Source organism: Deltaproteobacteria bacterium, assembly GCA_016210005.1.
Classification (GTDB): domain Bacteria; phylum Desulfobacterota; class Binatia; order HRBIN30; family JACQVA1; genus JACQVA1.
Genome location: JACQVA010000168.1, coordinates 14,054 through 33,165 on the forward strand (window position 1 = coordinate 14,054; position 19,112 = coordinate 33,165).

Annotated in this window: 15 protein-coding genes; 9 read left to right on the forward strand and 6 right to left on the reverse strand. The window is 66.3% G+C overall.

Going from position 1 to position 19,112, the window contains the following annotated elements; all coding sequences use genetic code 11:
- The first annotated feature begins 33 nt into the window (after nucleotides 1-33).
- The 9 genes from trmFO to HY699_16255 all read left to right on the forward strand — a co-directional run bounded on the left by trmFO (nucleotide 34) and on the right by HY699_16255 (nucleotide 12,208).
- Complete coding sequence (trmFO, locus tag HY699_16215; GenBank protein ID MBI4517349.1) at nucleotides 34-1,383, forward strand: methylenetetrahydrofolate--tRNA-(uracil(54)-C(5))-methyltransferase (FADH(2)-oxidizing) TrmFO; 1,350 nt, start codon at nucleotides 34-36, stop codon at nucleotides 1,381-1,383.
- Entirely contained in the window at nucleotides 1,380-4,436 is a 3,057-nt protein-coding gene (gene glnE, locus HY699_16220) for a bifunctional [glutamate--ammonia ligase]-adenylyl-L-tyrosine phosphorylase/[glutamate--ammonia-ligase] adenylyltransferase (GenBank protein MBI4517350.1), read from the forward strand. The genes trmFO and glnE overlap by 4 nt, the downstream gene beginning before the upstream one ends.
- A 75-nt stretch (nucleotides 4,437-4,511) precedes the next feature.
- Nucleotides 4,512-5,438, forward strand: coding sequence for a branched-chain amino acid transaminase (locus tag HY699_16225; protein MBI4517351.1), 927 nt, complete (start codon nucleotides 4,512-4,514; stop codon nucleotides 5,436-5,438).
- 146 nt (nucleotides 5,439-5,584) lie between these two features.
- Nucleotides 5,585-6,688: a hypothetical protein gene (locus HY699_16230; protein MBI4517352.1), complete on the forward strand. Its 1,104-nt coding sequence runs from the start codon at nucleotides 5,585-5,587 to the stop codon at nucleotides 6,686-6,688.
- A gap of 37 nt (nucleotides 6,689-6,725) precedes the next feature.
- Nucleotides 6,726-8,027 (forward strand): hypothetical protein, encoded by a 1,302-nt coding sequence (locus HY699_16235; GenBank protein ID MBI4517353.1) that lies wholly within the window; start codon nucleotides 6,726-6,728, stop codon nucleotides 8,025-8,027.
- 136 nt (nucleotides 8,028-8,163) lie between these two features.
- Nucleotides 8,164-9,303 carry a hypothetical protein gene (locus HY699_16240; protein ID MBI4517354.1) on the forward strand — a complete coding sequence of 380 codons (1,140 nt, stop codon included), beginning with the start codon at nucleotides 8,164-8,166 and terminating at the stop codon, nucleotides 9,301-9,303.
- A gap of 38 nt (nucleotides 9,304-9,341) precedes the next feature.
- Nucleotides 9,342-10,550 carry a hypothetical protein gene (locus tag HY699_16245; protein ID MBI4517355.1) on the forward strand — a complete coding sequence of 403 codons (1,209 nt, stop codon included), beginning with the start codon at nucleotides 9,342-9,344 and terminating at the stop codon, nucleotides 10,548-10,550.
- 249 nt (nucleotides 10,551-10,799) lie between these two features.
- Nucleotides 10,800-10,982 (forward strand): hypothetical protein, encoded by a 183-nt coding sequence (locus HY699_16250; GenBank protein ID MBI4517356.1) that lies wholly within the window; start codon nucleotides 10,800-10,802, stop codon nucleotides 10,980-10,982.
- Between the two features lie 218 nt (nucleotides 10,983-11,200).
- Complete coding sequence (locus tag HY699_16255; protein ID MBI4517357.1) at nucleotides 11,201-12,208, forward strand: NYN domain-containing protein; 1,008 nt, start codon at nucleotides 11,201-11,203, stop codon at nucleotides 12,206-12,208.
- A gap of 3 nt (nucleotides 12,209-12,211) precedes the next feature.
- On the opposite strand, the gene ftsZ is transcribed toward HY699_16255, so the two are convergent.
- From ftsZ to murG, 6 genes are all read right to left on the reverse strand, one after another.
- Entirely contained in the window at nucleotides 12,212-13,510 is a 1,299-nt protein-coding gene (gene ftsZ / locus HY699_16260; GenBank protein ID MBI4517358.1) for a cell division protein FtsZ, read from the reverse strand.
- 67 nt (nucleotides 13,511-13,577) lie between these two features.
- The gene (gene ftsA, locus HY699_16265) at nucleotides 13,578-14,852 is read right to left on the reverse strand and encodes a cell division protein FtsA (protein ID MBI4517359.1); all 1,275 of its coding nucleotides are present in this window, start codon (nucleotides 14,850-14,852) and stop codon (nucleotides 13,578-13,580) included.
- Between the two features lie 2 nt (nucleotides 14,853-14,854).
- Nucleotides 14,855-15,715, reverse strand: a complete 861-nt coding sequence (locus HY699_16270) for an FtsQ-type POTRA domain-containing protein (GenBank protein MBI4517360.1) — start codon at nucleotides 15,713-15,715, stop codon at nucleotides 14,855-14,857.
- On the reverse strand, nucleotides 15,715-16,644 hold the full coding sequence (gene murB / locus HY699_16275) for a UDP-N-acetylmuramate dehydrogenase (GenBank protein ID MBI4517361.1): 930 nt from the start codon (nucleotides 16,642-16,644) through the stop codon (nucleotides 15,715-15,717). Before murB ends, HY699_16270 begins: the two co-directional genes overlap by 1 nt.
- Nucleotides 16,641-18,047 (reverse strand): UDP-N-acetylmuramate--L-alanine ligase, encoded by a 1,407-nt coding sequence (locus tag HY699_16280; protein MBI4517362.1) that lies wholly within the window; start codon nucleotides 18,045-18,047, stop codon nucleotides 16,641-16,643. Before HY699_16280 ends, murB begins: the two co-directional genes overlap by 4 nt.
- Complete coding sequence (gene murG, locus HY699_16285; GenBank protein MBI4517363.1) at nucleotides 18,040-19,110, reverse strand: undecaprenyldiphospho-muramoylpentapeptide beta-N-acetylglucosaminyltransferase; 1,071 nt, start codon at nucleotides 19,108-19,110, stop codon at nucleotides 18,040-18,042. Before murG ends, HY699_16280 begins: the two co-directional genes overlap by 8 nt.
- Between the last annotated feature and the right edge of the window lie 2 nt (nucleotides 19,111-19,112).

The following is a 19,112-nucleotide window of genomic DNA, read 5'->3' on the forward strand; positions in this document are numbered from 1 at the left end:
GCACGCGCCGCCTTGCCACCTTACGGCCAGCTTATGAGTGAGCCCGTTACGGTTATCGGCGGAGGCCTGGCCGGCTGCGAAGCGGCCTGGCAATTGGCACGGCGGGGCGTGGCCGTGCGGCTGTACGAGATGCGCCCGGGGCGTACGACCGAGGCGCACCAGACCGATCGACTGGCGGAGCTGGTGTGCTCGAACTCCTTTCGCAGCGCCGCGCTCGACAGCGGCGTGGGTTTACTGAAGGCGGAGATGCGGCGGCTGGGCTCTTTGATCATGAGCGTCGCCGATCAGGTGCAGTTACCGGCCGGCTCGGCGCTGGCGGTTGATCGCGAGCAGTTCGCCGCACGGGTCACCGCCGCAATTGCGGCCACGCCGGAGATCACGGTGGTGCGTGAGGAGTGTACCGCGTTGCCCGACGGCCTGGCGATCGTGGCGACCGGACCGCTGACCTCGGCGGCGCTTTCCGGCCAGCTGCAAGCGCTGCTGGGCGAGCACCACCTCTATTTCTACGATGCCATCGCGCCGATCGTTACCGCTGAGTCGATCGACCGCGCGCAAGTGTTTTCGGCCTCGCGCTACGGCAAGGGCGGCGATGACTACGTCAATTGCCCGCTGACGCGCGAGCAGTACTACGCCTTCGTCGATGCCGTGCTGCTGGCCGACAAGGTGCCGGCTAAGGAGTTCGAGCGCTGCGTCTATTTCGAGGGCTGCATGCCGATCGAGGAGATGGCCCGCCGCGGGCGCGACACGCTCGCCTTCGGGCCGATGCGGCCGGTCGGCCTGATCGATCCGCGCACCGGCCGGCGGCCGTTTGCGGTGGTGCAGTTGCGCCAAGATGATCGTGCCGGCCGGCTCTACAACTTGGTCGGCTTTCAGACCAAGATGACCCACCCGGCACAGCGGCAGGTTTTGCGTATGATTCCGGGCCTGGCGGCCGCCGAGTTCGTGCGCCTGGGCAGCTTGCACCGCAACACCTTCATCAACTCGCCGGCGTTGTTGCTGCCGACATTGCAGTTGCGCCGCCAGCCGCGTCTTTGGCTGGCGGGACAGTTGATCGGCGTCGAAGGCTACGTCGAGTCGGCGGCGGCGGGCTTGCTAGCGGGCCTCAATGTGGCGCGCGTGGTGCGAGGCAAGGCGCCGATCGTGCCACCGGCCACGACGGCGCTGGGGGCTTTGCTGGCATACGTCAGCGACCGCAGCCGGCGCGGGTTTCAGCCGATGAACGCCAACTTCGGGCTGTTAGCGCCGTTGCCCGGGGCTAGTCGCGGGCGTGATAAGCGCCGCCAGCTGGCTGAGCGGGCCTCGGCGGAGCTGGAGCAATGGCTGGCGCAGCACGGTTTGGCCGCCGTCGAGCCGGTGGCTGCGGCGGCGGTTGAGCTGGCGTGAGCGCGTTTACCAGTACCGCTGCGGCAACGCTCGCCCGCTTCGGCGTCGATCCCCAGCGTGTGGCGCGCGCCCAAGCCGCCATCCCCCCGGGCGAATTTGGCGCCGCCCTGGCCGACCTGGTTGCCGGGGCGCCCGATCCGGTGTTGGCGCTGGCCAATTGGGAACGGGCGGCGCAGTGGCCGGAGGCGGTGGCGGTGGTGGCGAGTTGGCCGGCGGCGCGCTGGCCGCCGCTGTTCACGCTGCTTGGTGGCAGCCAGGTGTTGTCGGCGACCTTGCTGAGCGCGGCGGCGGCGTGGCCCGAGTCGTTTGCGGCCGTTTTGACGGCCGGCGCCGTCGCGGCCCGCGAGCACATCGGGGCGCTGGCGGCGGCGGTGAGTGCACCGTGGGAGGAATTCGCCGGCGTGCTGCGGCGCTATCGCAGCCGCGAGTACTTGCGCATCGGCTTGAGTGATCTCACCGGCGGTGTCGAGTTGGAAGCTACGCTGGCCGACCTCACGGCGCTGGCCGAAGGTGTGTGCGAGGCCGCGTACCGCTGGGCGCGCCACGCGGTGGCGGCGGACTTCGGCGCGCTCAGTCGGCCGGATGGCCGGCCCAACGGCTTCGTGGTCTTGGCCATGGGCAAGTTCGGTGGCGGCGAGTTGAACTACAGCTCGGATATCGACCTCACCTATCTGTATGAATCCGACCAGGGCGAGAGCGCGGGCGGGCCGCGCGGGCGGCTGACGGCGGCGGCGTTCTTTATCCGCGTTGCCGAGCTGATTACCCGCGCGCTGCAAGAGCGTACCGATACCGGGTTCGCTTTTCGCGTCGATCTGCGGCTGCGCCCCGAAGGGATCAACGGTCCGATCACTAATTCGGTCGACAACGCCTTGCTCTACTACGAATCCTGGGGGCAGACGTGGGAGCGCACCGCGCTGATTCAAGCGCGCCCGGTCGCCGGCGATCATGCCGTGGGTCAGCGGTTCCTGCGCGAGGTGCAGCCGTTCGTTTATCGGCGCTATCTCGACTTCGCCACCGTGGCCGACATGAAGGAGCTCAAGTCCCGTATCGAGCAACAACTGGGGCACAAAACGCGCGGCAACGTGAAACTCGGCCGCGGCGGTATTCGGGAGATCGAGTTCGTCGTCCAGGCGCTACAGCTGATTCACGGCGGGCGCGACGAGCGCCTGCGCGGGTCGGGCACCTTGCCCGGGTTGCAGCGGTTGGTGGCCGGCGGGGTGTTGCCGGCGCCGGAAGGGCAGGAGCTGGCGGTAGCCTATCGCTTCCTGCGCCAGGTCGAGCACAAGATCCAGATCGTTCATGAACGGCAGACCCATAGCGTGCCCGCCGGGGAAGCCGAGCAAGAGACGTTGGCGCGCCGGCTGGGGCTCGCGAATGCCCCGGCGCTGTGGGCGGCTCTCGAGGCCCACCGAGCGCCCGTGCGGCGCGCCTTCGAGCAGCTCTTCTACGCGCCGCAAGCGGAGGTTCAGCGCGCTCGTGCCCCCGAGCTGGTGGCGCTGGTGGACGGCTTGGAGGATGCGGCGCTGGCGCAGGGCGAGCTGGGGCGGCTAGGGTTTGCCGACCCCGAGGCCAGTCATCGCGATCTGATACTGCTGCGCGACGGCTCGCCGTCGGCCCCGGCACGCCCGGGGCGAAAGAAGGCGCTGCGTGAATTGGCGCCGGTGTTGCTCCAGGCGGTGGTACAATCGGCCAATCCCGATCAAGCGCTGCACAACCTGGCCACCTTCATTACCAACATCGGCGCGCGCACCAGCTTTCTGGCGCTGCTGCGCGAGAACCCGGCCACGTTGCAGATGCTGGTGCGCTTGTTCGCCGGCAGCGAGTTCCTCGCCCAGGCGTTCTTACGCCGCCCGGAGATGCTCGACTCGCTGGTGCGCGCCGATCTGGTGCGCGTGCGCGTGCCCAAGGCCGCCTTGGTCGAGGAGCTGGGCCGCCAACTGGCGCCTTGTGCCGATTTCGAGGCAGCTCTCGATGTCTTGCGCCGCTTTCGCAACGAGCACTTCTTGCGCATCGGTATCAACGACCTGGAGCAGCTGCTGGCGCTCGAGGACGTCAGCAGCGAGTTGACGGCGCTGGCCGAAAGCTGTCTGGAGGCGGCGTACGATATCGCCGTGGCGGCGGTGCGCGAGAAATTCGGCCGCGCCGCGCCGCCGGGTCAGTTCGTGATCGTGGCCCTGGGCAAGCTCGGTAGCGGCGAGTTGAACTACAATTCGGACTTGGACCTGATCTTCATTTACGAAGCGGGCGAGGAGGCGATTGCCCACGAGTTCTTCTCCAAGCTGGCGCAGCGGCTGTTGACGGTGTTGCAAGTACCGACGACCGAGGGGCTCGTCTATCGCATCGACACGCGGCTGCGGCCGTCGGGGCGGGCGGGGCCGCTGGTATCGTCGCTGGAGTCATTCCGGCGCTACCACGAGCAGAGTGCGCGGTTGTGGGAACGCCAAGCGTTGATCAAAGCTCGGGCGGTAGCCGGGGACGCGGCGCTGGCGGCGGCGGTGGCGCCGATCATTGCGGACTTCGTCTATCGCCGGCCGCTGGCGGAGGCCGAGGTGCGGGAAATGGTGCACTTGCGCGGGCGCATGGAGCGGGAGCTGGCACGCGAGAGCGCCCAGCAGGTCAACATCAAGACCGGCCGCGGCGGCCTGGTCGATATCGAGTTCGTCACCCAGATGCTGCAGCTGCGTCACGGCAGCACGCACTCAGCGGTGCGTGTGCGGGCTACCTTGACGGCGCTGGCCGCGCTGCAATCGGCTGGGGTCTTGCCCGCTGCTGACGCTGAGCTGTTGCAGTCGGGTTATCGGTTCTTGCGGCGGTTAGAGAACCGCTTGCGGCTGGCGCACGACCAGCCGGTCGAGGTGCTCGATCGCGGCGGTATCGATTTGGGGCCGCTGGCACGCCAGCTCGGCCTCGGCGGCGCAACCGCCACGCCCGCCGCCGCGGCCGAAGCCCTGTGGCGCGAGTACGGCGAGCGCCGGGAAGGGATCCGCGCCTGCTACGAGAAGTGGTTCGGCAGTAGCCCGGCGGTAACTCCCGGTGACGACGAGGCGCGTTGACTTCGCCGGCTAGGTTCGGATAGGGGCGGCGTGACGGCCGCCTTGACGCCGAGCGATGGCGGCCGAAGGAATCGAGTGATGGAGAAGAGCGAGCAAATCTGGCTTGACGGAAAGTTCCTGCCGTGGGACGCGGCGCAGGTGCATGTGCTGACCCACACGCTGCACTATGGTCTCGGGGTCTTCGAGGGCATTCGCTGCTACCAGGGCGAGGGCAGCCGCTCGGCGATTTTTCGCTTACCGGAACACATCGATCGGCTGTTCGGCGGCGCCCACATTCTGGGGCTGAAGATTCCCTTCAGCCGCGCTGACATCACCCAGGCGTGCGTGGCAGCGGTGCGGCTGAATCGCCTGCGCTCGTGTTACATTCGGCCGCTGGTGTTCCTCGGTGCCGGCGAGATGGGCCTGGCGGCGGTGCACAACCCGGTGCGGGTGGCGGTGGTGGCGTGGCACTGGGGCGCGTATCTCGGCGACGAAGGCGTGCGCAAAGGCATCCGCTTGAAGACCTCCTCGTTCGCGCGCTTTCACATCAACACGCTGATGACCAAAGCGAAGGCCGTGGGCCATTATGTCAACTCGATCCTGGCGGCCGTTGAGGCCCGCCGCCTCGGCTACGACGAGGCGCTCATGCTCGATACCGACGGCTACGTCGCGGAGTGCAGCGGGGAGAACATTTTTGCGGTTCGCAACGGCGTGGTGCAAACGCCGCCGCTGGGCTCGGTGTTGCCCGGCATTACCCGCGACTCGGTGATTGCCTTGTTGGCGGAGCAGGGGCTGGTGGTACGCGAGGAGCGCTTTACGCGGGATGCGCTTTACGTTGCTGACGAGGTGTTTATGACCGGCACCGCTGCGGAGGTAACACCGGTGCGCGAGGTCGATGATCGCGAGGTCGGTCCCGGCCACCCGGGTGAGATCACGCGCCAGTTGCAGCAGCTGTTTGCGCGGGTGACTGCCGGGGCGGAACCGCGTTACGAACGCTGGCTGACGCCGATTCAGTGGAGCTAAGATAGCGTCGGCAGATGGGTTTCCCGGGATTTGGCTTGACACACCAGGGGTCGGGCAGTATAAACCTCGACCCTGTGATGGGCTGCGTGCGAGGGCGGTGGGTGTCCCAACTCATGCAATGGGGAAATTGGGGAAGGAGAGCCTGGATGGGTCGCGAGCGGGGAGTGCGGGGCGCGTGGCTCGGAGCGCTGCTAGCGGCGGTGACGGCAGCCGCCCCGGCGTTGGCTGAGGTCACCACCGAGCGGCCCGGCTCGATCGTGATCTTCCCCAAAATCATCGCCTCTGGCGGACGCGATACCATCATCCAGATTTCCAATGTCTCCAACTCGATGGTGCACGCCCATTGCTTTTACGTGAATGCGGCGCTGGGGCCGAATCCGGACCCGCTGGGGCAGCCCATACCACGCTGGCAAGAGGTCGACTTCGATATTTGGCTGACCAAACAGCAGCCCACCCACTGGATTGCCTCGGCCGGCCGGCGGGTGTACCCGCTCGATGATGAATGCACCTTGACCAATGCGGAGTGCAACGATGCCGGGCTCGATCCCGGACGTGTGCCGCCGTTGCCCCCGGATTTCGTTGGCGAGCTGAAATGCATCGAGGTGGATTCCTCGGGCGCACCAATCAGCGGCAACCACCTCAAGGGCGAGGCCACACTAGTGGTCGTCGCCGGTGGCGCCGACGCCGGTGATGCGAGCAAGTACAGCGCTCTGGCCGTGGTTGGCCTCGATACCAACGACGCCAACAATACCTTGTGCTTGGGGGGCGGAGTTACGGCGAAATGCCGCAGCGGTGCGGAGTACAACGCCTGCCCGCAGACCACCCTGGTCAACAACTTCGCCACCGGTGCGGATAACCCGCAGCTGGGTGTCGATTCCGAGGTGACCACGGAGCTGACCATCGTGCCGTGCACGCAGGATTACGAGAGCCAGACGCCCGCCAGCGTGGTGGTGCAGTTCGATGTCTTCAACGAATTCGAGGAGCGCTTCTCCGCGAGCACGACCGTCACCTGCTGGGGAAACTTCGAACAGAGCGAAGTCAATTCGGTGGTGTTCGACGTTGACACGGTCGGAACTCGCTTCCTCCACACGCGCATGGCTCCGGCTACCCGAGACTACCCGGGATTCGTGGCGGTCGTAGAGGAGTTCCACGCGGTGGCGGGCGTCGGTACCGGGAGAGCAGCGTTCAACCTACACACGATCGGCGAGCGTCCCACGGCCGACGTGATCACCATCCCGGAAGGGCCGTGAGCAGGTGAGGACTCGGATGATGATGAGGAGCCGAAGCATGCGGGTGGGGCGAGTGCTGGCTGCCGCAGCGGCAAGCCTGCTGCTGGCCGGAGTGGTGCGGGCAGAGATTTCGTCCGATCAGGCCGCCGCCATCGTGCTGCTGCCGAAGCTGACGGTGGATCTCGACAACGGCATTGATACCCTGGTGCGGCTGAGCAATACGTCCCAAAATCCGTTGACGCTGCACTGCTTCTGGGTTGATGCGACACCGCGCTGCGTTAACGGAACGGGCAACTGCATCGTTGCCATCGGCGCGCCCGATCGCTGCACTGGGCAGTGCGTTGACGATCGCTGGAATGAAACCGACTTTCGCATCGTGTTGACCGCCCGCCAGCCGATCGGCTGGCGTATCTCCCAAGGAATGCGGGATTGCAGGGCGACCGCCGACCCAGACCAGCCTTGTTTTCGACTCGACGGGATTACCCAGGTCGGACCGGGAGGCCAGAGCAACAAGGGGAGCAACATTCTGCCCGTGCCACATGATGAGTTCATCGGTTACCTCCAATGCATCGCAGTGGACGATACCGGCGCCCCGGTGGACCGCAACGATCTCAAGGGGGAAGCGCTGATCGTGCATTCCGGCCAGATCGGGGTGCCGACGCAGGTGGATGTGGAGGGCTACAACGGGATCGGCTTCCAGGCCATTGCCGGCCGCAACGATCGCGACAACACGCTCTGTTTGGGCGGTTGCAGCCCGGGGCAGTGCCGGCTGACCCGCAGCCGGAGTTGCTTCTCGGACGCCGAATGCCCCGCCGGCGAGACCTGCACCACCCAATGCGGGCGAAACGACAACTGCCCCAGCACCGGCCCAGAGTACGACGGCTGTCCCAACATCTTGATCCTCGATCATTTTTTTGACGGTGCCGTTGATCCGATCGCCGAGCTGCCGGTGGTGACCGACCTGACTTTGGTGCCCTGCAGCCAAGATTACCTGCGCCAGAGCCCGACGCCGACTACAGTACAGTTCTTGGTTTTCAACGAGTTCGAGCAGCGTTTTTCAACCAGCCGGCGGGTGAATTGCTTCAAGGAATTCCAGATTTCCAAGATTGATACAGATTTCAACGCCAACTCGATCTTCAGTGCGGCGGTGAATGGTACGATGACCGGGCAAACCCGTATCCGGGGGGTCGCCGACAGCGACGACGACCACGGCCATGCCATGGTGGGGGTTGCCCGGGAATTCCGCTGCGCCGCCGGCAGTCCGCTGGACAATTGCGCGGTGGTGAGCTCGGCATCCTTTAACCTGCATTCCCAAGGGCGGCGGCCCCAGGCCGACCTGATTTGGCTGCCCCCGGAATGATTTCTTTGGCGGAGAGGGCTTCAAAGGTCGCTTTTGACTTGACAAGTTGTGACCCCGTCGATATAAGGCCGACACCTATTTGGGGGGTTTTGCGCCACGCCCATTTCGGCGCTGAGTGATTGAAAGGAGGAGGGTAATGCGTAGGCAGCAAGAGCGAATCGGGTTCATGAGGCGTGCGCTGGCGGTGGCGGGCGCGCTGGCGCTGCTGGCTGGCACAGCTGGAGCCGACGTGACGACCGAACGCAGTGCGTCGATCCTGGTGTTTCCGAAGGTGATTAGCACCGCCACGAGGGACACCATCGTCCAGATAACCAATACCAACAACTCGATGGTCCACGCGCATTGCATTTACGTCAATGGCGCGCTGGGACCCAATCCCAACCCGCTGCTGCCGCCCGTGCCGGTGTGGACCGAGCTAGATTTTGATATCTGGCTCACGCGTCAGCAGCCGACCGTCTGGATCGCCTCGGCAGGCCGCCCGGCCAACCCGACGGACGCACCTTGCGATCCGACCGTCACGGCCTGCTACGGCGCCGGTATTGACCCCGGCTTCGTACCGCCGGTTCCGGTGGACTTCACGGGTGAGCTGAAATGCATCGAGGTCGACAGTTCGGTGGTCCCGACCGCCGGCAACCACCTCAAGGGCGAGGCGACGCTGGTCGACACCGTTACCGGTGACGTTGCCAAGTACAACGGAATCGGAATCCTAGCCGATCCCGACAGACTCAACGACGACAACTTCCTGTGCCTCGGCGGGGCTGAGTCGGAAAATTGCCCCGACGGCGCCGAATACAACGGATGCCCGAATATCTGGGTGCTCAATCACTTCTCGGAAGGGGCGCTAGACCCGATCGCCGAGAACGCTGGCGCTGCTGGCAGCAGCTCAGTGAACACCGAGATCACGGTGGTGCCATGCACGGAAGACTTCGAGAACCGGACACCGACAGCAGTTACGCTGCAATTCTTGGTGACGAACGAGTTCGAGACGACGTTTTCTGCCTCGACCACCGTCACTTGCTGGGGGAACACCACCCTAGAAGACATCAACTCGAGTGCCTTCACGCGCGCGGCTCTGAACACCGACTTCGCGCAGACGCGAATCCGCGCTGTCGGAGAGGGTGGCGTGCTGCTCGTCGCGGAGGAATTTCACTCCGCTACGATTCCAGCGGGGGGGGTCGCGCGAACGGCGTCAGCGGCGGTCAACGCGCACGTCGAGGGTGAGCGCGCTGGGCAGGATCTGATTACCCTGCAGCCGGACCTACGCACAGAACCGTGACCGAGCCGACGTCCAGGGGATAGGGAAAGGAGAGGAATATGCGCAAGGTGAGATGGGAAAGCTGGACGATAGCGGTGGCCCTGCTGGCGACCTCGCACGGCGTGCGAGCGGACGTGACCTCGGATCAGGCAGCGGCGATCGTGGTCTGGCCGCTGGTGAGCGTGAGCGACCCCGCTGCCCCAAGTCTTACGCCGTATGCTGAAGATACATTGATCCAACTCAGCAACACGAGCAGCAGCCCGGTCGAGGCTCATTGCTTCTACCTGAACGCCAACAGCCATTGCACCAACGACGGCAGTATCTGCCAGTACGGCGCTCAGTGCTGCGGCGGCGGCGGCTGTGGTCTCTGCCTGCCGGCGTGGAATGAAACCGACTTCAACATTGTTCTGACGCCGCGTCAGCCGATCGCTTGGATCGCATCCGAAGGTCTGTCGGCGTTCTGTACGCCGACGCAAACACCCGGCGAGCGCTGCATTCCGCTAGACGGAAGAGCGCGGCTGGGTGCAGTGGATTCCTCGGGTCGCCCGACCAGCAATGCGGGAACGAGAATCCTGCCGGTGCCGGAAACGCCCTTTGTCGGCGAGTTGAAGTGCGTGGCGATCGACTCCGACACCGGTGAGCCGCTCTCTGGGAGCGGCGCTAACGTCCTGAAGGGCGAGGCTACGCTGGAGAACGCCACCGGCACGCGTCTGGATGTGGGCAAGTACAACGCCATTGGAATCCGCGCGCTGGCAGACCCGGTGGACGACGGCAGAGCCAATGTGCTGACTCTTCAGACCGAAGGCGGCGAGTACGAAGGCTGCCCCAACGTGCTCATCTTCAACCACTTCTTCGACTTTGCCACCAACCCGGCCAACACCGCTCTCCAGGTTATGACCTGGCCGGTATTCGTGCCGTGCACGCAGAATCTGCTGCAGCAGATCCCCGGTACCGCAATAGCTCAGTACCTGGTGTTCAACGAGTTCGAGCAGCGGTTCTCAACCAGCAACACTGTGCCATGCTTCCGCGCCACCGGGCTGTCCAGCATTGACACCACGCAGCCGGCGAACTCGATCTTCAGCGTGGGAATCGCCGGCTCGTTGGTCGGGCAGACGCGCGTGACGCCGATCGGGGCTGGGCTGCTGGCAATCCAGCTTGAATCCCACGGCGTTGATCCGGCAACGATGCTCTCCACCGGCCAGCAGGCCGATACCAACGTGCATTACCAGGGCCGGCGCGCGTCGGCAGATGTAATCACGTTGCCGTAGCTGCAAAGCCGAAAGTGCTTGCAAAAAGGGCGGGGCCCAAAGGGCCTCGCCCTTTTTGTTTTGTAGCAAGCTTGCACGCGGTGTGGACGCTGGATGTTGTGGCGTAGGACCGGTGAGGTGCGGCGGCCTCTCGATGTTACCTCGTGGGGGCGCTGAGCTGGGAGCCAGGTAGGCGCGAAGTGCGGTTGTCGTTCAGCAACGCGGCGCGTATAAGGCGTGGGGGTGCACGCCGTATGGGCGGGAGGAACGATGACCAGGGATGAGAAGCTGCGCTTGGCGGTCAGTGTGGCGCGCGCCGCTGCGCACTCGGGTGAGTATCGCCGGCTCGATAAGCTGATCGAGGTGGTTTTTCGCAAGCTCAACGAGCTCGTGCCCAGTGAGCCGGAGGCTGGATCACACGAGCGCGAGCAGGACAAGGAGTTCAAGCTCTGAGCGGGCGTGGGGGCGAGTTGAGGCAGGATGACGGAAGGGACGCGCCAGCTAGTGGTAGTATTCGGCCTCGGCATCCCGATTGCCGCGCTGCTGACGTATCTGCATTTTCGGATCCTGCGCTATTTGCGTGAGCGCTCGCGAGGCTCAGGTCGGTGAGGCGGTGGTGCTGACTGGTGCAGTAGTCGGCGCCGGCACAATCTCAGATCAAGCAAGGTAAGATGCCAAAGAAGACAGTGAAATCGAAGGTGGCGCCGGCGCGCAAAAGTGCCCCGGTGCGTAAGAAGGCGCTGGCCCGCAAGGCCGCACCTCCCAAGCGGGCGGCGGCTGCCGGCCGCAAGCGCGAGCGACCGTTGCGTAAAGCCGCGGTGCGGGAGCCGGCCGCGCGCCAACCCCGCCGCGCGATCTTCATCGACGTTGAGAACACCAGCAGCGAGGCCGATCTGATGGGGGTGTTGGACGCTCTCAAGGTGGATCGGCTGGCGGAACCGACCGAGTTGACCGCGGTTGGCAACTGGAAGTCTGTGGGGCAGCGTTTGGCGCGCCATCTGGCTGCCATGGGGGTGCAGCTTGTTCACAGTGCCCCGGCTACTGGCGTGCGCGATTGGAGCGACCTCTGGATCGCTGTGGCTGCTGGGTGCTGGCTCGGTACCGCGCTGCCCGGCGACAGCCTCGAGGTTGTTTCCGACGACCGTGCCTTTGATGCCGTCGGTGATGCCGCAGCGGCTCGAGGCGTGCGTTTTCAACGCGTTTCGTATCGAGCGGCGCCGGCCGCGGCAGAGTCACCGGCGACCGCCGAGGGCCGCCGGCGCCGCCGCCGGCGTGGTGGCCGCGGACGCCGTGCGGGGGAGACCCACACGCAGCACACAGCCGCGCCGGCGGCAGGCGCGGCTCCAATCCGCACGGTTACGGCCGCGGTGCCGAATCCGCCTGCGCGTGCGGCGACGGCAGCGGCAACGCGCCCGGAGTCGGCCCACGAAGAAGCCCACGCAGCTCCCCATGCCCAGATTGTTGCCGTGTTGACGCGGCTGGTTGGTGGAAGCTCGGAGCGTTGGGTGAATTTGGACATCCTGGCCAACGCTTTGAAGGCCGAAGGGTTCACGCGCCCGCCGGGATCACCACGCCTGGTGACGAGGCTGCGCCGCATGAAGGACCTCGAAGTCAGCCCGAACGGGATGGTGCGCTTGGCCGGTGCGGCGCCAGGGGCGCAGAGTGACGCTGCGCCCTGAGTGCTACTCGGCTTGCTTGCGCAGGAACGCCGGAATGTCGTAGGCGGCGTCGTCCTCTTCGGAGATCGTGAAACCCTGCACCTGCTCGACCCGTTGGTCCATGCGGTCGAGCGACTTAGGTCGCTGCCAGGTCGGCGACTCGGTGTCATCTATGATCGTGCCCATACGCACGATTCGACGCGGAGCCGCAGTCGTGGCTGGTGGCGGCGGCGACGGCCGGAGAGTTGCCGGCCGCGGTTCGGCTGGCGGCGGTGGGCTGGCGTCGTGCTGCGGCTGCGGCTCGCGGAGGCCGTTGCCGTTGGTGGGTGGCAGTGCGCTCAGTGGCGGCTGGCGCAGCTCAACGCCAGCCTCGCCAAACCCAGTGGCGATTACGGTGATGCGGATCTCATCGCCCATGCGTTCGTCAATCACCGCGCCGAAGATGATGTTAGCGTCGGCGTGCGCCTCCTCCTGGATGAGCGAGGCGGCGTCGTTGACTTCGTGCAGCGACAGGTTGGGGCTGCCGGTGATGTTGATCAGCACGCCGCGAGCGCCGTGAATCGAAATATCCTCGAGTAGCGGGCTGGCAATCGCCTTCTGCGCCGCCTCGATCGCCCGGTTCTCGCCGGTGGCGATGCCGCAACCCATCATCGCCATACCCATCTCGGACATGATCGCGCGCACGTCGGCGAAGTCGAGGTTGATGAGCCCGTGTACGGTGATGAGGTCGGAGATGCCCCGGACCGCTTGCAGCAGGATGTCGTCGGCCTTCTTGAAGGTATCCAGCAGTGAGGTGTTGCGGCCGGCGACGGCGAGCAGCCGCTGGTTGGGGATGGCGATGAGCGTATCGACCGCATCGCGCAGCTGCTTGATGCCGTCGTCCGCCTGTCGCATGCGCTTCTTGCCTTCGAACTGAAAGGGTTTGGTTACAACACCTACTGTGAGTATACCCAACTCCTTGGCCACGCGCGCTACCACCGGGGCGCCGCCGGTGCCGGTGCCCCCGCCCATGCCGGCAGTGATGAACACCATGTCGGCGCCGGCCAGAGTCTCGCGCAGGCGCTCGGCGTCCTCCAGTGCGGCTTCGCGGCCAACGTCCGGGTTGGCGCCGGCACCCAGCCCTTTGGTGAGGCGCTCGCCCAGCTGGAGCTTGGTCGGGGCCAAGCTCGCCCGCAGCGCTTGCATGTCGGTGTTAGCCGCAATGAACTCGATCCCGGGCAGTGACGAGGCGATCATGGTATTGACCGCGTTGCCGCCACCACCGCCGATGCCCACCACCTTGATCGCCGCCCCCACCGCTTCCTTGCCCGCCAGCTCAATCATCGTCATCCTCCTTCTCCCCGCGGATCCCACTACCACAACCGACCCGCCACAATAAGTTGGTTCTTCGTCAGAAGAATTCCTTGATCCACTCCACCATGCGGCTACGAACCTTGCCCAATCTCCGCGTCTCCTCCGGCACCGCAGCGGCACTGTCGCGCGGTTTGGCGCCGTATGATACCAGGCCGACCGCGGTGGCGAACAGTGGGCCGGTGCTGTCGTCAAACGGCGGCGGGCCGCCGCCGTTGCCGGAGCCATTGCCCGAGTTGCCCGAAGTCGCCGGGCTGCCCAGCCGGGTCGGCATCTGAAATACCTGCTCCGCCAGCCCGACCGCGCCCGCAACCAGCGCCCCGCCACCGGTCAGGACGACACCGCTTGTCAGCGCCTGTTCGAAGCCGCTGCGAATGATTTGCCGGTGGGCCAGCGTGAAGATCTCCTCGAAGCGCGGCTCGATGATCTCCGCCAGCGTCTGCCGCGCCAGCACGCGCGGCGTGCGTCCGCCGACGCTGGGCACCTCCACTGATTCGGCGGGCTGTACCAGGCGTGCCAGTGCGCAGCCGTGCCGCTGCTTGAGGCGCTCGGCTTCCCGGAAGGGCGTGCGCAAGCCCGCGGCGATGTCGCTGGTGACGTGGTTGCCGCCGAGGCCGAGCACGGCGCTGTGCTTGAGCGCGCCCTGGCTGAAAACCAGCACGTTGGTGGTGCCGGCGCCGATCTCAACCAGCGCGACGCCGAGTTCGCGTTCCTCCGCGGTCAGCGCCGCCTCTGCCGCCGCCAGCGGGGCGAGCACTAGATCGGCCACATGCAAACCGCTGCGCTGGCAACACTTAACCACGTTCTGGGCCGCGGCGATGGCGGTGGTGACGACATGCACCTTGGTCTCCAGGCGCACGCCCGACATGCCGAGTGGGTCTTTGACGCCGTCTTGACCATCGACCACGAACTCCTGCGCCAGCACGTGCAAGATGTCGCGATCGAGCGGCAATGCCACCGCCCGCGCCGCGTCCAGCACGCGGGCGACGTCGCCTGGTGCCACCTCGCGGTTCTTCACCGCGACCACGCCGTGGCTGTTGAACGACTTGACGTGGGTGCCGCCGATGCCGGCGAAGACGCTGTGAATCTGGCAGCTAGCGGAAACCTCGGCCTCTTTGACGGCGCGCTCGATCGCTTGCACGGTAGCGTCGATGTTGACCACCATGCCCTTGCGCAGCCCGTCGCAAGGGGCGCTGCCGAGACCTGCAACTGTGACGGTGCCGTCGTGGACCTCGCCCACCACCGCCGCTACCTTGGCGGTGCCGATATCGAGTCCGACGAGCAATTCGCCCTTCTTGTCTCCCCGCTTAGCCATAACTAGGCCCGCATTCCCGACTTCGCGCCGCTGCGCGGCGTCGTCCGCGTTTTGATCGGCGAGGGCCGTAGACGCACGACCACCTGATCAGAGAAGGTGGCGTCAAACAGGGCGACACGCGATTCCTGCCCTTCCCAGGCTGCCAGCACACGCTTGGTGCGCGCCAGTTTGGTGCGCCAATTACCCCAGCCAACCACTATCGGCACCGGCTGGCGCAGCGGGATGAGCGTGACGCCCCGGCGTGGATCGATGTTGACCTCGGAAAGGCCCGCGCCGCAGCCCTCGCGCTGACACAAGCGAATCATCCGGGCAGCGCGGCGTAGCATCAAGACGTCTTCCCGGTTGGCGGGCGTGATGCCCAAGCCCGTTATGAGCGGCAAGTCGCGGCTGTCATCTTCGCGCAACCGGTTCATCAGCTGTCCCGAGCGGTCCACAAAGTAAAGATCATCGAGCACTGCGATCGCTGCGGGAACGCGCTCGCGTACGCTGACGACGAGGCGGTGTGGAAAGTCGCGCCGCACCCGCACATCGGCCAGATCGGCATGGAGGCGCAGGCGCAGGCGAATAGCAGAGGGGTTGGCGTCCCAGATGCTCATGCCCGGGCGTAGACCGGCGGACTGCAAGAGTTGCTCGCGGCCCCAGCGGCTGTTGCCGCGTACCGTGACTTCGGTGAGCGCGAAGTAGGCATGGCTCTTGGTGGCAGTCCAGACCCGCGGCACGGCCCACCGCATCGTCGCCACCATGCCGGCGGTGCACACCGTCAGACCCCCGATCAGCCCGATGCGACGCCATGGGATGTTGGTGGTGCGGCGCGAGCGCCGCCGTCGCGCACCTGCCGTGCGACCGCGAGCTAGGTGGCGCATCAGGCGGGGTCCTCCCAATGGCCAACGAGTCTCACTTCCGGATCGAGGCGAACTCCCCACCGCTCCCACACGCTGCGGGCGATTTCGTTCATCAGCGCTCGCACCTCGGTCGCGGTGGCGCCGCCGAGATTGACGATGAAATTGGCGTGTTGCTCTGAGACCCTTGCGCCGCCGATGCGGCGGCCCTTGAAGCCGGCCGCTTCGATGAGCTCGCCGGCATGCCGGCCCGGCGGGTTCTTGAAGATCGAGCCGGCGTTGGGGTAGCCCAGAGGCTGATGAAGTTGGCGCCGCTGCTTGTACTCAGCCATCAGGTCTCGGATTGAGCCCGGATCCCCCGCCGCCAGACGCAAGCTGAGGTGGGTCACGATCCATCCGCGGGGCAGATCGAAGTGGCGGTAGCCGAAACTGAGGTCGGCTTTGGGCAACTGCTGCGGGCCGGTAGCAGCATCCACGCCTTCGATGGCTTCGACCACATTGGCGATCTCGCCGCCAAAGGCGCCGGCGTTCATGAGTAACCCGCCCCCCAGCAACCCGGGAATCCCTTCGGCAAACTCCAGCCCGGTCAGCCGGCGCTGCGCGGCTTCGACCACCAGCTTCTTGAAGGGCACCGCGGCCCCCGCTCGCACCTTGGTGCCGGAGCCGTTTGCTTGCCACTCCATGGCGGCGAAGGCCCGCCCGAGCTTGAGCACAATGCCCCGAATTCCGTTATCGCTGACCAGAATGTTGGTGCCGCCGCCGAGGACGAACAGCGGCGTACCCGCGCGCGCAGCGAGGGTGAGAACTTCGTGCACCTCCGCCACGCTGTCGGCCTCGATGAACGCATCGGCTGGCCCGCCAATGCGAAATGAGGTGTGCCGGCTGAGGGGCTCGCCGGTGCGCAGGCGCTCGCCGAAGGCGGCGCGCAGGGCGGTCAGGTCGGCTGCTGTCACTGCATCGTCCACGCGTTCTGTGTGCCGGCGAGCACCCGCACTAGTTGCTCGCCGACTTCGTGAATATCACCGGCGCCCAGCACCAAGACCAAGTCGCCGGCGCGCACGTGCCGCTGCACTTCCGCCACGACCTCTTCGCGTTGGGGGATAAAAGCTACGTCCAAGTGGCCACGGCGGCGTAGGGCCCAGAACAGCACCTCGCTGGTGACGCCGTCGATCGCCACCTCACCCGCAGCGTACACTTCGGTGAGTATCAGCGTATCGACCGCGTCGAAGGCCTCGAGGAAGTCACCGAACAAATCGCGCGTGCGCGTGAAGCGGTGTGGCTGGAAGACCACCACCAGGCGGCGGCCGAAGCCCTCACGCGCAGCGGCGATGGTGGCGCGGATCTCCTCGGGGTGGTGGCCGTAATCGCTCACCACCAGCACTCCGCCGGCAGTGCCACAGACCTCGAAGCGGCGATGGATGCCGCCGAACTCGGCCAGCGCGTCGCGGATCAACTCGAAGGGCACCTCGAGCTGCAGCGCCACCGCCGTTGCCGCCAGGGCATTGAGCCCGTGGTGCCGGCCCGGCATGCGGACGCAGAGATCGCCGAGTAGCTGCCCGTACGCCACCGCCTCGAAGCGGGTTTCCATGCCGTTGACCGACAGGTTGCGCGCCACGAAGTCGGCATCTGCGGTGGTGCCGTAGGTGACCACCCGTTTGCGCATCTGCGGCACCAGGCTGCGGACGGTGACGTGATCGAGGCAGACCACCGCCGCGCCGTAAAACGGAACGCGATTGGCGAACTCCAGGTAGGCCGACTTCACCCGCTCCATGTCCCCGTAGTAATCGAGGTGCTCAGGATCGATGTTGGTGATGACCGCGATCGCAGGCGAGAGCAGCAAGAAGGTTCCGTCGCTCTCGTCAGCCTCGACCACCATCAGCTCACCCTGACCGGCGCGGGCGTTGGTGCCCATGCTGTGCACCCGGCCGCCGATGACGACGGTCGGATCGAGCCCGGCGCGCTTGAGGATCGCGGCGATCAGCGAGGTCGTGGTGGTCTTGCCGTGGGTGCCGGCCACCGCGATGCCTTGCTTCATCCGCATCAGCTCAGCCAGCATCTCGGCGCGCGGGACGACCGGGATCTTCAGCTCGCGCGCGCGGACGATCTCCGGGTTGACGTATTTCACCGCCGACGAAATCACGACCACGTCGGCATCCGGCTGCACCACCTCGGCCGAATGGCCGATGGTGATGCGGGCGCCGAGTTTGGTTAGCCGGCGCGTGGTCGCACTCTGAGTGATATCGGAGCCGCTTACGTGATGGCCCAAAGCTAGCAGGACCTCGGCGATCCCGCTCATGCCGACTCCGCCAATGCCGACGAAGTGAACACGGCGCGGGGCGTTGAAGCGGCTAGGCATGGGTTCTCTCCTGGGCGATAACCTCGCGGCAGACGGCGAGTACGCGGGCGGCGGCATCGGGAATTGCCAGGCGGCGGGCGGCCGCAGCCATGGCCTGCAAGCCGTCGGGATCGGCGGCCAACGCGGCGACCCGCGCAGCTAGAACCGTGCCGGTGAGCTCGCGGTCGAGCAGCATCTGCGCGGCGTTGCCGTGCACCAAGACCTCGGCGTTGGCACGCTGATGATCATCGGCGGCGAAGGGGTAGGGGACCAAGATCGCCGGCTTGCCCAGGGCGGTGATCTCCGCCACGGTGGTGGCGCCCGCGCGGCAGACGACGAGATCGGCCTGGCCGTAAGCGCTACCCATGTCTTCGATGAACGGACTCACCTCGGCGGTTACGCCGGCCTGGGCGTAACGCTGCCGCACCCAGCCGGCGTCGGCAGCGCCGGTTTGGTGGATTACCCTCAGCTCGGCGATTTGTCGCCGCAGTATCGCGGCTGCTTCGGTGGCGGCGACGTTGAGGCGGTGCGCGCCTTGGCTGCCGCCGAAAACCAGCAGGGTGAAACCGCTGCCGGGTGCCGCCGCTGGTGCCGCCAGCGTACGCACCGGGTTGCCGGTTAGCGTGGTGCGCCCGGCGGGGAAGAACGGCGCGGCTTCGGTAAAGGCGGTGCAGACGCGCTGCGCCAGCCGTCCGAGGCGGCGGTTGGTCAATCCGGGATGCGCGTTTTGTTCGAGCAGCACCCGTGGCACCCGCCGCAACCAGGCGGCGAGCACCATGGCCGCCGAGGCATAGCCGCCGACGCCGACGACGATGTCCGGGCGGAAATCGCCCAGGATGCGCCAGGCGCGGACCAGCGCTACCGGCAGCTGTTGCAGCAGGTCCGCCACGCCGCGCCAGCCGCGGCCGCGCAAGCCGCGCATCGGCAGTGCTTCAAAGGGAAATGTCGTCTGGGGAATGACGCGCGCTTCGATGCCGTAGCGGCTGCCGACAAACAACACCGCCGCGCCCTCTGCGGCGGCCGCTTGCGCTACCGCCAAACCGGGAAACAGATGCCCACCCGTCCCGCCGCCGGCTACGATCATCC

What these genes read in the sequence shown, in the direction of transcription:
- HY699_16245 (MBI4517355.1), top strand. Translation starts at nt 9,342, where the DNA reads ATGCGCAAGGTGAGATGGGAAAGCTGGACGATAGCGGTGGCCCTGCTG.
- HY699_16255 (MBI4517357.1), top strand. Translation starts at nt 11,201, where the DNA reads ATGCCAAAGAAGACAGTGAAATCGAAGGTGGCGCCGGCGCGCAAAAGT.
- HY699_16235 (MBI4517353.1), top strand. Translation starts at nt 6,726, where the DNA reads ATGCGGGTGGGGCGAGTGCTGGCTGCCGCAGCGGCAAGCCTGCTGCTG.
- ftsZ (MBI4517358.1), bottom strand. Translation starts at nt 13,510, where the DNA reads ATGATTGAGCTGGCGGGCAAGGAAGCGGTGGGGGCGGCGATCAAGGTG.
- murG (MBI4517363.1), bottom strand. Translation starts at nt 19,110, where the DNA reads ATGATCGTAGCCGGCGGCGGGACGGGTGGGCATCTGTTTCCCGGTTTG.
- trmFO (MBI4517349.1), top strand. Translation starts at nt 34, where the DNA reads ATGAGTGAGCCCGTTACGGTTATCGGCGGAGGCCTGGCCGGCTGCGAA.
- HY699_16270 (MBI4517360.1), bottom strand. Translation starts at nt 15,715, where the DNA reads ATGCGCCACCTAGCTCGCGGTCGCACGGCAGGTGCGCGACGGCGGCGC.
- HY699_16230 (MBI4517352.1), top strand. Translation starts at nt 5,585, where the DNA reads ATGGGTCGCGAGCGGGGAGTGCGGGGCGCGTGGCTCGGAGCGCTGCTA.
- HY699_16280 (MBI4517362.1), bottom strand. Translation starts at nt 18,047, where the DNA reads ATGCCTAGCCGCTTCAACGCCCCGCGCCGTGTTCACTTCGTCGGCATT.
- HY699_16240 (MBI4517354.1), top strand. Translation starts at nt 8,164, where the DNA reads ATGCGTAGGCAGCAAGAGCGAATCGGGTTCATGAGGCGTGCGCTGGCG.
- ftsA (MBI4517359.1), bottom strand. Translation starts at nt 14,852, where the DNA reads ATGGCTAAGCGGGGAGACAAGAAGGGCGAATTGCTCGTCGGACTCGAT.
- HY699_16250 (MBI4517356.1), top strand. Translation starts at nt 10,800, where the DNA reads ATGACCAGGGATGAGAAGCTGCGCTTGGCGGTCAGTGTGGCGCGCGCC.